Raw genomic sequence first — 14,770 nt, forward strand, 5'->3', positions numbered from 1 at the left:
GCGAATGGGGAGGCGAGGCGGGATCTCAGAGCCAGCCGGCGCGCTTGAAACGGCGGTAGAGCACGCTGCAGACGACCACGATCAGGCCGATCGCGGCGGGGTAGCCGTACTTCCATTTCAGCTCGGGCATGTTCTCGAAGTTCATGCCCCAGAGGCCGGCGAAGGCGGTGGCGACCGCGAAGATGCCGGCCCAGGCGGCCAGGCGCTTGCTGACGTCGGTGTCCTCGATGGTCACCATCGACAGGTTGACCTGGATGGCCGTGCCGATCGTCTCGCGCAGCGCATCCAGCGTCGAGTTGATGCGCGTGAGGTGGTCGTAGACGTCGCGGAAGTAGTTCTCGCTGGCGGCGCAGACTCCCGGCACGCGCCCGCCGTGCAGCTTGGCGGTGGCGTCCATCAGCGGCGCGACCGCATGGCGCACCACCGTCAGGCGGCGCTTCAGCGCGTACAGCATCTGGATGTTCTCGCGCGCGGCGCCGCGCTCGAAGATCTGGTCCTCGATGTGCTCGAGCTCGCTTTCCAGCGCATCGACGATCGGGAAGTAGCGGTCGACCACCGCGTCCATCAGCGCGTACAGCACGAAGCCGGAACCCTGCCGCAGGTGCTGCGGCTCGCGCTCGCAGCGGGCCCGCACGCCGAGGAAGCCCTGGGTGCTGCGGTTGCGCACCGAGACCACGAAGTCCTGCCCGACGAAGACGGCGACCTCGCCCAGGTGCAGCTCGTCGGTCGGCGACATCTCGACCAGGTGCATGACCGCGAACAGCGTGTCGTCGTACTCCTCGATCTTGGGCCGCTGGTGACCGTGGCGGGCGTCCTCGACGGCCAGGTCGTGCAGCTTGAAGATGCGTTGCAGGTTCAGCAGCTCCTCGTCGTCGGCGTCGCGCAGGGCCACCCAGACGAAGGTGCCGTGCTGGCCCAGGTAGCCGCCGATGCGGTCGAGCGGGATGTCGGCCAGCTTGTGGCCATCGCGGTAGGCGACGCAGTTGATCAGCATGGGCGTGGACTTGGGCTGGAACCGGGATGGCGGCGGGCATCGGATCTTCCCATGCGGGTCCGCGACGGCCCGACGGGCCTGCCTATGATGAAGCCATGAACATCATCATCCTCGGCGCCGGGCGGGTCGGCGAGAGCGTCGCCGAGAGCCTGGTCTCCGAGCACAACGACATCACCGTCATCGACACCGATCCGGCCCGGTTGCGCGAGCTGCAGGATCGGCTCGACCTGCGCGGTGTCACCGGCAACGGCATCCAGCCGTCGGTGCTGGAGGCCGCCGGCGCGCGCGACGCCGACATGCTGATCGCCTGCGCGCCCCACGACGAGACCAACCTGGTGGCCTGCAAGGTGGCGCACGACCGCTTCAGCATCCCCACCCGGATCGCGCGGCTGCGGTCGCCCGAGTTCGTCGAAGGCGGGCCGCTGCTGGGCGATGCGGGCTTCGCCGTCAACGAGGTGATCTGCCCGGAGCAGAGCGTCACCGCCACGATCCGCCAGCTGATCGAGCACCCCGAGGCGCTGCAGGTGCTGGCCTTCGCCGGTGGTGCCGTGAGCCTGGTGGCGGTGCGCGCGCTCAGCGACGGGCCGATGGTGCGCCACACCATCGCCGAACTGCCCCGGCTGCTGCCGGCGGTGCCGATGCGCCTCGTGTCGATCTACCGCCGCCGCGAGGACCAGACCGACCAGCGCATCACGTGCGAGGGCGACACTCTCATCGAGCCGGGCGACGAGGTCTTCGTGCTGGCCGCCACGCGCGACATCCCCGCCGTGCTGGGCGCCTTGCGTCGGCGCGAGGAGCCGGTGCGGCGGCTGATGATTGCCGGCGGCGGCCGGGTCGGGCTGCGGCTGGCGCGCGAGGTCCAGGGCGCCTGCCGGCTCAAGCTGATCGAGGTCTCGGCCACGCGCTGCGAGTACCTCTGCGGCGAGCTCGATGACGACGTGCTGGTGCTGCATGGCGACAGCACCGATGCCGACCTGCTCGAACGCGAACAGGTCGACCAGACCGACCTGTTCGTCGCCCTGACCGGTGACGACGAGGACAACATCATGGCCTGCCTGCTGGCCAAGCGCATGGGCGCGCGGCGGGTGCTGGCACTGATCAACCGGCGGGCCTATGCCGACCTGGTGCAGGGCACCCAGATCGACATCGCGCTGTCGCCGTCGCAGGTCGTGATCGGCGAGCTGCTGGCCCATGTGCGGCGTGGCGACGTCGAGGCGGTGCACAGCCTGCGACGCGGCGCGGCCGAGGCGATCGAGGCGGTGGCCCGGGGCGACCGGCGCACCTCTCGGGTGGTCGGGCGCCGCATCGATGAACTCCGGTTGCCGCCCGGTGCGGAGATCGGCGCCATCGTGCGGGGTGGCAGTGACCGGTCCGAGGTGCCCGACGGAGACGAGGCGTCGGCCGATCGTCAGGTCATCTTCCCGCACCACGACACCGTGATCGAGCAGGACGACCACCTGATCCTCTTCCTGCCCCGCAAGCACATGGTGCGCGAGGTCGAGAAGCTGTTCCAGGTCGGCGCAACCTTCCTGTTCTGACCCCTGGCCTGAAGGACTCTCGAACATGCGCAGCATCCGTGCGGTGATGCCGGTGGTGGGCCTGCTGCTCATGATGCTGGCGCTGATGATGATCGTGCCGCTCGTGTTCGCGCGGGTCCAGGGCGATGCCGGCGAGCCGGCCTTCTGGCGCGGCCTGGCCATCACCGCGCTGGCCGGTCTGGTGCTGCGCGTCAGCAGCCGCGCGCACCGCCGCGAGCTGCAGCCGCGCGACGGCTTCGTGCTGGTGGGGCTGACCTGGTCGCTGCTGCCGGCCTTCGCGGCGGTGCCGCTGTGGCTGGGCATTCCGGGGCTGAGCGCGACCGATGCCTACTTCGAGGCCGTCTCGGGCCTGACGGCCACCGGCGCCACGGTGCTGACGGGGCTGGATGCGCTGCCGCTGAGCCTCAACGTCTGGCGATGTTTCATGATGCTGATCGGCGGCCTGGGCATCATCGTGCTGGCCGTGGCGGTGCTGCCGCTGCTGGGCGTGGGCGGTGCGCAGCTGTTCCGGGCCGAGGCCGCCGGACCGCTCAAGGACACCAAGCTGACGCCCCGCATCGCCGAGACCGCGCGTGGCCTGTGGGCCGTCTACGCGCTGTTCTCCGTGGCCTGCTTCCTGGCCTACCGCTGGGCCGGCATGAGCTGGTCGGATGCCTTCATGCACATGTGCTCGACGATGGGCCTGGGCGGCTTCTCGTCGCACGACCTGAGCTTCGGCTACTGGAACTCGCCGCTCATCGAGGCCGTCGCGATCGTCTTCATGCTGCTGGCCGGCGTGAACTTCGCGCTCTACTTCGTGGCCTTTCGACAGCGCTCCTGGCGCGTCCTGCTGGGCAACGTGGAGCTGCAGGCCTACGTCGCCGTGGTCGCCGCCGCGATCGTGCTGATCACGCTGTTCCTGGCCGCCAGCCGGGTCTATCCGGACGTCACCGAGGCCCTGCGCCACACCGCCTTCCACGTCGTCTCGCTGGCCACCACGACCGGCTATGCGGCCTACGACTACGCCACCTGGCCGATCTTCGCGCCGCTGCTGATGATCCTGCTGGGCTGCTTCGCGACCTGCGCGGGCTCGACCGGCGGGGGCATCAAGATGGTCCGCATGGTGCTGCTGATCAAGCAGAGCCAGCGCGAGCTGGTGCGCATCGTCCACCCCGACGCGGTCAACCCGGTCCGGTTCGGCGGCCGGGTCGTGTCGCCCCGGGTGATGCAGAGCGTGATCGCCTACATGATGATCTACGGCGCCTCGCTGATGGTGCTGACCTTCGTGCTGCTGTTCACCGGGCTGGACGTGGTCACCGCCTTCACCGCGGTCATCGCCTGCGTCAACAACATCGGCCCGGGGCTTGGCGAGGTCGGCCCGGCCGTCAACTTCGGCGGCCTGAGCGACCTGCAGACCTGGATCTGCACCTTCGGGATGCTGCTCGGCCGGCTGGAGCTGCTCAGCGTGCTGGTGCTGTTCACGCCGCAGTTCTGGCGCGACTGAACGGCGGACCTGACTGGCCGCTCAGCGCATCGACAGCGCCCGGGCCGCCTCGGCCAGCTGGCGGCGCGTCTGCACGATGTCCGGCCCCGGATGGCGGTCGATGCGGCGGATGAAGGGGCAGGTCAGCACCGCGAGGGCCTCGTCGCCCGGGCCCAGCACCGGCATCGACAGGTCGGTCACGCCGAAGGTCTGCAGGCTTTCGCCCTGCCAGCCGCCGTCGGAGCGGACCCGTTCCAGCGCGCTCGCCAGGTCGGTCTCCGACATCGGCACCTCGCCTTCGAGGGCCTCGTGCGCGGCCAGCATCTCGGCGCGCCGCGCGGGGTTCTGGTAGGCCAGCAGGACATGGCCCGAGCCGGTGTCGAGCAGGCTGACGCGGGCCCCCAGGCGGAGCGAGAAACCCAGCTTGTGCGGGCTGCTGACCTGTGCCACAACCGTCAGGTTGCCGCGGTCGTAGATGCCGAGGTGGCAGCTCTGCTCGACGGCGTTCGAGAAGGCTTCCATCACCGGCATCGAACGGGCGGCCAGGCGGTTGAGCGGCGGGTGGCGATGGGCCAGCACGAACATCTTCAGGCTCAGCGCATAGCGGTCGCCCTCGACCGAACGGCTGACGTAGTCGCGCGCCACGAGGCGTTCGAGCATCCGGTAGATCTCGCTCGGACTGCGGCCCATCGCCTTGACGATCTCGCCGCGCGTCAGGCCGGCGGGCTGCTCGCTGAGCAGTTCGAGGATGTCCAGGCCCTTGTCGAGGGCCGGCGCGCGGTAGCGGTCAGCTTCCGCCTCGCCCGGCGCCTGACTGCGGGTAAGTCCTGGGGTCGTTTCGGGCTTCATCGGATGGTTTTCTTGTTCATCGATGGATATTCTGTTCGCAGATGAATTGAAGACGCCACGACTTCCGACTCCTGACTTACCCCGACATGACCGCAGCAGCCCCCCGTACCCCGCCTGACCGCATCGACGCCCACCAGCACCTCTGGCGGGTGGCGCGGGGCGACTACCGCTGGCTGCGGGCGGACGAGCCGGCGCTGGCGCCCATCCACCGCGACTTTGAGCCCGACGACCTGCTGCCGCTGCTGCAGGCCCACGGCGTGACGCGGACCGTGCTGGTGCAGGCGGCCGACAGCACCGCCGAGACCGAGTTCATGCTGCAGCTCGCGACGCTGAACGACTGGATCGCCGGCGTCGTCGGCTGGGTCGACGTCAGCCAGCCCGAGTCGGTCGACGTGCTGCGGCGCTGGGCCGCGCACCCGAAGTTCAAGGGCGTGCGGCCGATGCTGCAGGACCTGCCGGAACACGACTGGATCGAACACCGTCCGCACCCGGACGTGATGGCCTGCATCGCCGACCTGGGCCTGCGCTTCGACGCGCTGGTCAAGCCCTGGCACCTGGCGCACCTGCTGCGTTTCCTGGACCGCCATCCGGACCTGCCGGTGGTGGTCGACCACGCCGCCAAGCCGCAACTCGGCACGCTCGATGCCGCTGGTGCCTGGCGGGCCGACTGGGCCGTGCCGTGGCGGGTCGGCATGACCGAGCTGGCGCAGCGCCCGGGCCTGCACTGCAAGGTCTCCGGCCTGCTGACCGAGTGTGCGGGCGAGGCGCGGGCCGGCAGCGCCGCCGGCAGGGCCGCGCTGCAGCCGGTCTGGGACCAGCTGGTGTCGACCTTCGGGCCGCAGCGCCTGATCTGGGGCAGCGACTGGCCGGTGCTGAACCTGGCCGCCGACTACGCCGCCTGGATCGCCCTGAGCGACGCGCTGATGGCCGACCTGCCGGCCGATGCGCAGCGCGCCATCCGGCACGACAACGCGGTGGCCTTCTACGGGCTGACCCTGTAGCCGACTAAATCAAGGTAAGTGATCATTTCCCGGACATGAGCACCGCTGCATCCCCCACGCCCGTCGCGACCGCTACCCGCGGTCAGCCCCTCGTCCAGATCACCGACCTGTGCAAGGCGTTTTCCGGCGTCAAGGCGCTGGACCGCGGCCAGTTCGAACTGCTCGGCGGCGAGGTCCACGCGCTGATGGGCGAGAACGGCGCGGGCAAGTCCACGCTGATGAAGGTGCTGGCCGGCGTCTACCAGAAGGATTCCGGCGAGGTGAAGATCGACGGCCGGCCGGTCGAGATCGCCGACCCGCGCGCCGCCCAGGCGCTGGGCATCGGCATCGTCCATCAGGAACTCAACCTGATGAACCACCTGAGCGCGGCCCACAACATCTTCGTCGGCCGCGAGCCGATGAAGCATTTCGGCCTGGTGCTCGACGAGGACGCGATCAACGCGCAGGCCGCCGCGATCTTCGCGCGCATGCACCTGCACCTCGACCCGCGCACCATCGTCGGCGAGCTGACGGTGGCCAAGCAGCAGATGGTGGAAATCGCCAAGGCGCTGAGCTTCGACTCGCGCGTGCTGATCATGGACGAGCCGACCGCCGCGCTGAACGACGCCGAGATCGCCGAGCTGTTCCGCATCATCCGCGGCCTGAAGGCGCAGGGCGTGGGCATCGTCTACATCTCGCACAAGATGGACGAGCTCAAGCAGATCTCCGACCGCGTCACCGTCATGCGCGATGGCCAGTACATCGGCACCGTGCCGACCGCCGGCACGCCGATGGAGACCATCATCTCGATGATGGTGGGCCGCACGCTCGATGCCACCCGGCGCGAGATCCCCGACACCTCGGCCAACGAGGTGCTGCTCGACGTGCGCGGCATCACCCGCGGCCATGCCGTCAAGAACGCCAGCTTCACGCTGCGGCGCGGCGAGATCCTAGGCCTGGCCGGCCTGATGGGCGCGGGCCGCACCGAGCTGGCGCGGGCCGTCTTCGGCGCCGACCCGATCGATGCCGGCGAGGTCCATGTGCGCGGCCGCCAGGTGGACATCCGCTCGCCGCAGGACGCCGTCGGGCACGGCATCGGCTACCTGTCCGAGGACCGCAAGCGCTTCGGCCTGGCCACCGGCCTGAACGTCGAGACCAACGTCGTGCTGGCCACGCTGGACCGCTTCAGCCGGGGCGGCTTCTGGCTCGACCAGAACGGCATCCACGCGACCGCCCGCGACTACGTGCAGCGCCTGGCGATCAAGACGCCGTCGGTCGAGCAGCAGGTGCGCCTGCTGTCGGGCGGCAACCAGCAGAAGATCGTCATCGCCAAGTGGCTGCTGCGCGACTGCGACATCCTGTTCTTCGACGAGCCGACACGCGGCATCGACGTCGGCGCCAAGAGCGAGATCTACAAGCTGCTGGATGCGCTGGCCGCCCAGGGCAAGGCGATCGTGATGATCAGCAGCGAACTGCCCGAGGTCCTGCGCATGAGCCACCGTGTGCTGGTGATGTGCGAGGGCCGCATCACCGGCGAACTCAGCGCGGCCGAGGCCACGCAGGAATCGATCATGCATCTCGCGACGCTGCGACCGTCCTCGGTCGACGTGGACGAGCCCGCCGCCGCCTGAAGCCCCTGGAATCCCGACATGACCACCCCCCAGACGATGAACCCTTCTCCTGCCAACGAGGCTTCCCAGGGCCTGCGCGCGCGCCTGTTCAACCCGGCGGCGCGCCAGAAGCTGCTGGCCTTCGCCAGCCTGATCGCGCTGATCGCCGTGTTCTGCGTGCTCAAGCCCGAAGCGTTCATGACGACGGACAACTTCATCGGCATCCTGCAGGCGACCAACGTGATCGGCGTGCTGGCCGTGGCCTGCACCTTCGTCATCATCACCTCGGGCATCGACCTGTCGGTCGGCGTGCTGATGACCTTCACCGCCGTCATGGCCGGCGTCTTCATGACCAACTGGGGCTGGCCGATGATCGTCGGCGTGCCCGCCACCATCGTCATGGGCGCGCTGGTCGGGGCCACCTCCGGCCTGATCATCACCAAGCTCAAGGTCACGCCCTTCATCGCCACGCTGGGCATGATGATGCTGCTCAAGGGCGCCTCGCTGCTGATCACCGAGGCCCGGCCGATCTACTTCAGCGACGTCGAGGGCTTCGACGCGATCTCGCTGGGTTCGGTGGTCGAGAAGGTGCTGCCCTTCCTGCCGATCCCCAACGGCGCGCTGATCTTCCTGTCGGTGTGCATCGTCAGCGTGATCATCCTCAACAAGACCAAGCTCGGCCGCTACACCTTCGCGCTGGGCAGCAACGAGGAAGCGGTGCGCCTGTCGGGCGTCAATGCCGACCGCTGGAAGGTCATCATCTACACGCTCAGCGGCGCCATCTGCAGCATCTCGGGCCTGCTGGTCGCCTCGCGGCTGAACTCGGCGCAACCGGCGCTGGGCCAGGGCTACGAGCTTGATGCGATCGCGGCGGTGGTCATCGGCGGCACCTCGCTGGCCGGCGGCACCGGCACCATCCTCGGCACCGTGATCGGCGCCTTCATCATGAGCGTCCTGATCAACGGCCTGCGCATCATGTCGGTCGCCCAGGAATGGCAGATGGTGCTGACCGGCCTGATCATCATCGTGGCCGTCTACACCGACAACCTGCGCAACAAGCGTCAGTGATCCGGCCGTGCCGTTGGTGCGCGGCTCGCGTCAGCCGGCACGCGGCCTGCCTCGTTCAAGTGTCCGGGGTTCTACACGTGGCTCGCCCCCTTCCCACCAAGCAGCCCGACTACAGGAGACTTCCATGATCTGCAAGCGCAAACTTCTGGCCCTGACCGCCGCGATGACCCTCGCCGGCTTCGGCTCGGCCGCCCAAGCCCAGGAGGTCTACATCCCCCTGATCTCCAAGGGCTTCCAGCACCAGTTCTGGCAAGCCGTGCGCGCCGGCGCCGAGCAGGCCGCCAAGGACTTCAAGGTGAAGATCACCTACGAAGGCCCCGAGACCGAGCAGATGGTCGACAAGCAGATGGACATGCTCTCGGCCGCCCTGGCCAAGAAGCCCGCTGCGATCGGCTTTGCCGCGACCGACTCCAAGGCCGCGATCCCGCTGATGAAGAAGGCCAAGGAGATGAAGATCCCCGTGGTCGCCTTCGACTCGGGCGTCGACAGTGACGTGCCGGTGACCACCGCCGCCACCGACTCCAAGGCCTCGGCCGCGCTGGCCGCCGACAAGGTCGCCGCCATGATCGGCAGCGAAGGCGATGTCGCCGTGATCGCGCACGACCAGGTCTCCAGCACCGGCAAGGACCGTCGCGACGGCTTCGTCAACCAGATCAAGGCCAAGTACCCGAAGATCAAGATCGTCGACATCCAGTACGGCGGTGACCAGCTCAAGGCCAACGACATCTTCAAGACGATGGTCAAGGCCCATCCGAAGGTCAAGGCCATCTTCGCGACCAACGAAGGCGCCGCCATCGGTGCCGGCACGGCCAAGAAGGAAATCAAGTCCAGCGTGATCCTGGTGGGCTACGACTCGGGCAAGGGCCAGAAGGACATGATCATGGACGGCACCATCGCCGGCTCGATCACCCAGAACCCCGTGGGCATCGGCTACAAGGTCGTCGAGTACGGCCTGAAGGCCGCCAAGGGCGAGAAGGTGCCGAACCGCATCGACACCGGCTTCTACTGGTACGACAAGTCCAACATCGCCGACCCGAAGATCGCCGCCGTCCTGTACGACTGATCAACCGGCTGGTTGCGGGTCCTGACAACACGCAGTACCGCCGCCTGACCAGCGGTCGGGTGCTGTCGGGGACCGGGTGGGGGGCGGCGGGCTGAAGGGGTCCGCCGCCCGGCCTCCTGTGGTGGGTCACCGCAGCGTCATCCCTTCGCACTGCATTCATCCCGACATGGACCTCCACCTCGCTGGCAAGCCGGTCATCGTGACCGGCGGCGGCGCCGGCATCGGCGCGGCCATTTCACGGGCGCTGGCACAGGAAGGGGCCATTCCGGTCATCTTCGGCCGCTCGCCCTTGTCGCCCGAATTCGCCGCCGAGCTGCAGGCCCTGCAGCCGGCCTACACCTTCCATGCCGTCGAGCTGACCGACGAGGCCGCCTGCCGACAGGCCGTGGCCGACGCGGTGGCGCGCCACGGTGGCATCGCCGGCCTGGTCAACAACGCCGGCGTCAACGACCACGTCGGGCTCGAAGCCGGCCGCGAGGCCTTCCTGGGCTCGATCGACCGCAACCTGACCCATGTCTACGTGATGGCCAACCTCTGCCTGCCGCATCTGCGCCAGAGCCACGGTGCCATCGTCAACATCGGCTCCAAGACCTCGCTGACCGGCCAGGGCGACACCAGCGGCTACACCGCCGCCAAGGGCGCGATGCTGGGCCTGACGCGCGAATGGGCCGTGGCGCTGCGCGGCGACGCGATCCGCGTCAACGCGGTGATCGTCGCCGAGGTCATGACGCCGATGTACGAACGCGAGCTGGCCAAGCTGCCCGACCCGGAGGCCACGCGCCAGGCGATCGAGCGCCGGATCCCGCTCGGCCAGCGCTTCACCACGGCACAGGAGATTGCCGACACCGTCGTCTTCATGCTGTCGGACCGGGCCAGCCACACCACCGGCCAATGGCTGCTGGTCGACGGCGGCTACACCCACCTGGACCGCGCGCTGGACGGGCCGGCCCAGCGCACCTGAAGGGGCGACCGCGATGCTGCACGTGCTGGCGCTGGACCTGCGCGACGACCCCGCGCTGATCGACGAATACGAGGCCCATCACCGGGCCGTCTGGCCCGAGGTGCAGGCCCATCTGGCGCGCTGCGGCGTCACGGCCATGACCATCCACCGGCTCGGCACCCGCATGGTCATGCTGATGCAGACCGATGACGCGGTCTACGACCCGGCGCGCATGGCCGAGGCTACCGCGACCGACCCGGCCGTCGTGCGCTGGGAAGAACTGATGTGGCGCTTCCAGGCGCCGACCCCCTGGACACCGGCCGGCCAGAAATGGACCGCCATGGATTGCATCTTCGACTGGACCTCTGCAGGAGTTTCGACATGACAGGACGACTGGCCGGCAAGACCGCGCTGCTCACCGCCGCCGGGCAAGGCATCGGCCGCGCCACCGCGCTGGCCTTCGCCCGCGAAGGCGCGAGCGTCATCGCCACCGACATCAATGCCGGCCTGCTGGCGCAACTGGCCGCCGACGCCGGCGCCGCCAGCGGTGCCATCCGGACGATGGTGCTGGACGTGCGCAACGCCGACGCCATCACCGCGCTGGCCGCTCAGGTCGGCACCATCGACGTGCTGTTCAACGGCGCGGGCTACGTGCACGCCGGCAGCATCCTCGACTGCGACGAGTCGGCCTTCGACTTCTCGTTCGACCTCAACGTGCGCGCCATGTACCGGATGATGCGGGCCCACGTGCCCGGCATGCTGGCGCAGGGCAGGGGCTCGATCATCAACGTGGCCTCGGTCGCGTCGAGCATCAAGGGCGCGCCCGGCCGCTTCGTCTATGGCGCGACCAAGGCAGCGGTCATCGGCATGACCAAGGCCGTCGCGGCCGACTACGTCGCACGCGGCGTGCGCTGCAACGCGATCTGCCCGGGCACCGTCGAATCGCCGTCGCTGCGCGAGCGCATCCAGGCCCAGGCGGCGGCCAGCGGCAAGACCGAGTCCGAGGTCGAATCGATGTTCGTCTCGCGCCAGCCGATGGGCCGTCTCGGCACCGCCGAGGAGATCGCGATGCTCGCGGTCTACCTGGCCAGCGACGAGGCCGCGTTCACCACGGGCACCGTCCACGTCATCGACGGCGGCTGGTCGAACTGAATCCCGCTGCCTTCCCGAAACACCCGAAACACCCGATCCACACGATCAATCCGATCCACACGATCAACACGAGAACTGCGCCATGAAGCTGTTGCGCCTGGGCCCCAAGGGCCAAGAGAAACCCGCCATCCTCGACGCCGCCGGCCGGCCGCGTGACCTGTCGGGCCTGCTGCCCGACATCACCGCCCGCACGCTGACGCCCGAAGGCCAGGCCGCCCTGCGCGCGGTCGACCCCGAGCGCCTGCCGCTGCTGGACGCCAGCCAGCGCATCGGCCTGCCGTGGACCGGCTGCGGCAAGTTCCTGTGCGTCGGCCTGAACTACGCCGACCACGCTGCCGAGTCCGGCGCGCAGGTGCCGGCCGAGCCGGTGCTGTTCACCAAGCACACCTGCACGATGGTCGGCGCCAACGACGCCGTCGTGCTGCCGCAGGGCTCGGTCAAGTCGGACTGGGAGGTCGAGCTTGGCGTGGTGATCGGCAAGACCGCCCGCTACGTCAGCCAGGACGAGGCGCTGTCGCACGTCGCCGGCTACTGCGTCGTCAACGACGTGTCCGAGCGCGAATACCAGCTCGAACGCAGCGGCACCTGGGACAAGGGCAAGGGCTGCGACACCTTCGGCCCGGTCGGCCCGTGGCTGGTCACCGCCGACGAGATCGCCGATCCGCAGCAGCTCGACATGTGGCTGGACGTCAGCGGCGTGCGCCGCCAGACCGGCAACACGCGCACGATGGTTTTCGGAGTGGCTCATCTCGTGAGCTACATCAGCCGCTTCATGACGCTCTACCCGGGCGACCTGATCACCACCGGCACGCCGCCCGGCGTGGGCATGGGCATCAAGCCGACCGCCGTGTTCCTGAAGCCGGGCGACACCATGCGCCTGGGCATCGCCGGCCTGGGCGAGCAGCACCAGACGGTGCACGCCTGGAACCCGGCCCTGATCGACGGTTGAGCAGGAGCCCTTGCCATGAGTCACGACCCGAGCCGGATCGAACCGGCGATCCGCATCCATCCCGCCGATGACGTCGCCATCGCGCGCCGCCAGCTGCTGTCCGGCACCCGGCTGGAGAGCCTGGGCGTGACCGTGGCGGGCCTCGTCCCGCCGGGCCACAAGATCGCGCTGCGCGACCTGCCCGAAGGCACGCCGGTGCGGCGCTACAACCAGGTCATCGGCCACACCAGCGCGGCCGTGGCCGCTGGCCAGCACGTGCACAGCCACAACCTGCGTTATGCCGATTTCGCCCGCAGCCACGAGGTCGGCGTCGATGCGCGCCATCCGCAGGCGCCGGCCGAACCGGCCACCTTCGAAGGCATCGTGCGGGCCGACGGCCGTGTGGCGACGCGCAACTACATCGGCATCCTGACGTCGGTGAACTGCTCGGCCACCGCCGCCCGGGCCATCGCCGACCACTTCCGCCGCGACATCCATCCGGAGGCGCTCGCGCCCTATCCGAACGTCGACGGCGTCGTCGCGCTGACCCACGGCGCAGGCTGCGCCACCGCCAGCGAAGGCGAGCCCATCACGGTGCTGCGCCGCACGCTGGGCGGCTATGCGCGCCACGCCAACTTCGCCGCCGTGCTGATCGTCGGCCTGGGCTGCGAGACCAACCAGATCCAGGGCCTGGTCGCGCAGGAGGCGCTGCAGGAAGGCACCCGGCTGGTCACCTTCACGATCCAGGACAGCGGCGGCACGGCCAAGACCGTCGCACGCGGCATCGAGGCGGTCCATCGCCTGCTGGCCGAGGCCAACCGCGTGCAGCGCCAGACCGTGTCGGCGCGCCACCTCGTCGTCGGCCTGCAGTGCGGCGGCTCGGACGGCTATTCCGGCATCAGCGCCAACCCGGCGCTGGGCGCGGCGGTCGACCGACTGGTCGCGCACGGCGGCAGCGCCATCCTGTCGGAGACGCCCGAGATCTACGGCGGCGAGCACCTGCTGCTGCGCCGCGCGGTGTCGCAGGGTGTGGCCGACAAGCTGATCGCCCGGATCCGCTGGTGGGAGGACTACACCGCCCGAAACAACATGCAGATGGACAACAACCCGTCGTCCGGCAACAAGGCCGGCGGGCTGACCACCATCCTGGAGAAGTCGCTCGGCGCCATCGCCAAGAGCGGCACGACCGCGCTGGTCGACGTGCTCGAGTACGCCGAGCCGGTGCCGGCCGGCACGCACGGTCTTCTCTACATGGACACGCCCGGCTACGACCCGGTCTCGGCCACCGGCCAGGTGGCGGGCGGCGCCAACCTGATCTGCTTCACCACCGGCCGCGGCTCGGCCTATGGCTGCGCGCCGTCACCGTCGCTGAAGCTGTCGACCAACACGGCGCTGTGGCAACGCCAGCAGGAAGACATCGACCTCGACTGCGGTCCGATCGTCGACGGCCTGGCCACGATCGACGAGGTCGGCGAGCAGATCTTCCGCCAGATGCTGCGCACCGCCTCGGGCGAGCGCACCGCCAGCGAACGGCATGGCTACGGCCAGAACGAGTTCGTGCCGTGGCAGCTGGGAGCGGTGATGTGAGGAGGGTGGGGCTGGCCGCGGCTGGCCGGAGCTGGCACAGCCCCGTCGCCGCGTCACAACTGCCGGGATGGATGACGCTGCCGCAGCGCCTCGATGGTCTGCCGGTGGTACTGGTCCAGCTGGCGTGAGCCGACGCCATCGGGCCGGCGGTCCGGGCCGACGAACTCCATCACCCGTGCGGTCTTGCGGTCGGTCTTGACGCGGATCGCGCGTGCCACCTGATCGTGGAAACGCAGCGCCAGCCGCGTGCGCAGGGCGAGCGAGTCGCGCTTGCCGAAGGGCGCCACCCAATCGACGAACCAGAGCCGCTCGCCGCTGCGCCAGGCCCCCGGGGGCAGCCGGCCCGGGTCGCCGATGTAGGCCACCTCGACCTCGTGGCTGACCCACGCCCAGCTGGCGTAGGCCACCGGGACGCCGTCGCGCTCCAGCAGCTCGTACTGGCCGAGCATCACCGGCGGCAGGATGAAGTGGCGTTGCAGGTCGACCGTCCAGCGTTCGTGCAGCGGCGAGTGCATCCACAGCCAGGCGATCTGGCCCAGCGCCGTGAAGGGCGCGGCCGGTGGGTTCGTGTCTTGCAGGTTCTGTTGCATGGGATGTCC

General features: G+C 69.3%; 14 protein-coding genes. 11 read left to right on the forward strand and 3 right to left on the reverse strand.

The annotated features are described in order from the left end of the window. Window positions 1–25 precede the first annotated feature (25 nt). Window positions 26–994, reverse strand: coding sequence for a magnesium/cobalt transporter CorA (gene corA, locus ACWA7K_RS06505; RefSeq protein WP_456166808.1), 969 nt, complete (start codon window positions 992–994; stop codon window positions 26–28). A gap of 95 nt (window positions 995–1,089) precedes the next feature. Here corA and trkA point away from each other — a divergent pair, with 95 nt between their 5' ends. After that, window positions 1,090–2,532: a Trk system potassium transporter TrkA gene (trkA, locus tag ACWA7K_RS06510; RefSeq protein ID WP_456166810.1), complete on the forward strand. Its 1,443-nt coding sequence runs from the start codon at window positions 1,090–1,092 to the stop codon at window positions 2,530–2,532. 25 nt (window positions 2,533–2,557) lie between these two features. Then, window positions 2,558–4,015 carry a TrkH family potassium uptake protein gene (locus ACWA7K_RS06515; protein ID WP_456166812.1) on the forward strand — a complete coding sequence of 486 codons (1,458 nt, stop codon included), beginning with the start codon at window positions 2,558–2,560 and terminating at the stop codon, window positions 4,013–4,015. A gap of 21 nt (window positions 4,016–4,036) precedes the next feature. Here ACWA7K_RS06515 and ACWA7K_RS06520 read toward each other — a convergent pair whose 3' ends face one another. Next, window positions 4,037–4,843, reverse strand: coding sequence for an IclR family transcriptional regulator (locus tag ACWA7K_RS06520; protein WP_456166814.1), 807 nt, complete (start codon window positions 4,841–4,843; stop codon window positions 4,037–4,039). An 86-nt stretch (window positions 4,844–4,929) separates the two neighbouring features. On the opposite strand from ACWA7K_RS06520, the gene ACWA7K_RS06525 reads away from it, so the two are divergent. The 9 genes from ACWA7K_RS06525 to ACWA7K_RS06565 all read left to right on the forward strand — a co-directional run bounded on the left by ACWA7K_RS06525 (window position 4,930) and on the right by ACWA7K_RS06565 (window position 14,171). Next, window positions 4,930–5,844 carry an amidohydrolase family protein gene (locus ACWA7K_RS06525; RefSeq protein ID WP_456166816.1) on the forward strand — a complete coding sequence of 305 codons (915 nt, stop codon included), beginning with the start codon at window positions 4,930–4,932 and terminating at the stop codon, window positions 5,842–5,844. Between the two features lie 35 nt (window positions 5,845–5,879). Beyond that, window positions 5,880–7,454 carry a sugar ABC transporter ATP-binding protein gene (locus tag ACWA7K_RS06530; protein WP_456166818.1) on the forward strand — a complete coding sequence of 525 codons (1,575 nt, stop codon included), beginning with the start codon at window positions 5,880–5,882 and terminating at the stop codon, window positions 7,452–7,454. 18 nt (window positions 7,455–7,472) lie between these two features. Next, window positions 7,473–8,501, forward strand: a complete 1,029-nt coding sequence (locus ACWA7K_RS06535; RefSeq protein ID WP_456166820.1) for an ABC transporter permease — start codon at window positions 7,473–7,475, stop codon at window positions 8,499–8,501. Between the two features lie 124 nt (window positions 8,502–8,625). After that, a complete protein-coding gene (locus ACWA7K_RS06540; RefSeq protein ID WP_456166822.1) occupies window positions 8,626–9,564 on the forward strand; it encodes a substrate-binding domain-containing protein in 939 nt (312 codons plus the stop codon). A gap of 166 nt (window positions 9,565–9,730) precedes the next feature. Beyond that, the gene (locus tag ACWA7K_RS06545) at window positions 9,731–10,525 is read left to right on the forward strand and encodes an SDR family oxidoreductase (protein ID WP_456166824.1); all 795 of its coding nucleotides are present in this window, start codon (window positions 9,731–9,733) and stop codon (window positions 10,523–10,525) included. Between the two features lie 13 nt (window positions 10,526–10,538). After that, a complete protein-coding gene (locus tag ACWA7K_RS06550; protein WP_456166826.1) occupies window positions 10,539–10,889 on the forward strand; it encodes an L-rhamnose mutarotase in 351 nt (116 codons plus the stop codon). After that, a complete protein-coding gene (locus tag ACWA7K_RS06555; protein ID WP_456166828.1) occupies window positions 10,886–11,656 on the forward strand; it encodes an SDR family oxidoreductase in 771 nt (256 codons plus the stop codon). The genes ACWA7K_RS06550 and ACWA7K_RS06555 overlap by 4 nt, the downstream gene beginning before the upstream one ends. 82 nt (window positions 11,657–11,738) lie before the next feature. Next, entirely contained in the window at window positions 11,739–12,605 is an 867-nt protein-coding gene (locus tag ACWA7K_RS06560) for a fumarylacetoacetate hydrolase family protein (protein WP_456166830.1), read from the forward strand. 15 nt (window positions 12,606–12,620) lie between these two features. Continuing rightward, on the forward strand, window positions 12,621–14,171 hold the full coding sequence (locus ACWA7K_RS06565) for a UxaA family hydrolase (RefSeq protein ID WP_456166832.1): 1,551 nt from the start codon (window positions 12,621–12,623) through the stop codon (window positions 14,169–14,171). Window positions 14,172–14,224: 53 nt separating this feature from the next. On the opposite strand, the gene ACWA7K_RS06570 is transcribed toward ACWA7K_RS06565, so the two are convergent. After that, window positions 14,225–14,761 carry a toxin-activating lysine-acyltransferase gene (locus tag ACWA7K_RS06570; RefSeq protein WP_456166835.1) on the reverse strand — a complete coding sequence of 179 codons (537 nt, stop codon included), beginning with the start codon at window positions 14,759–14,761 and terminating at the stop codon, window positions 14,225–14,227. Window positions 14,762–14,770: the final 9 nt, after the last annotated feature.

Source organism: Leptothrix mechoopdaensis (SeqCode) (assembly GCF_053893855.1).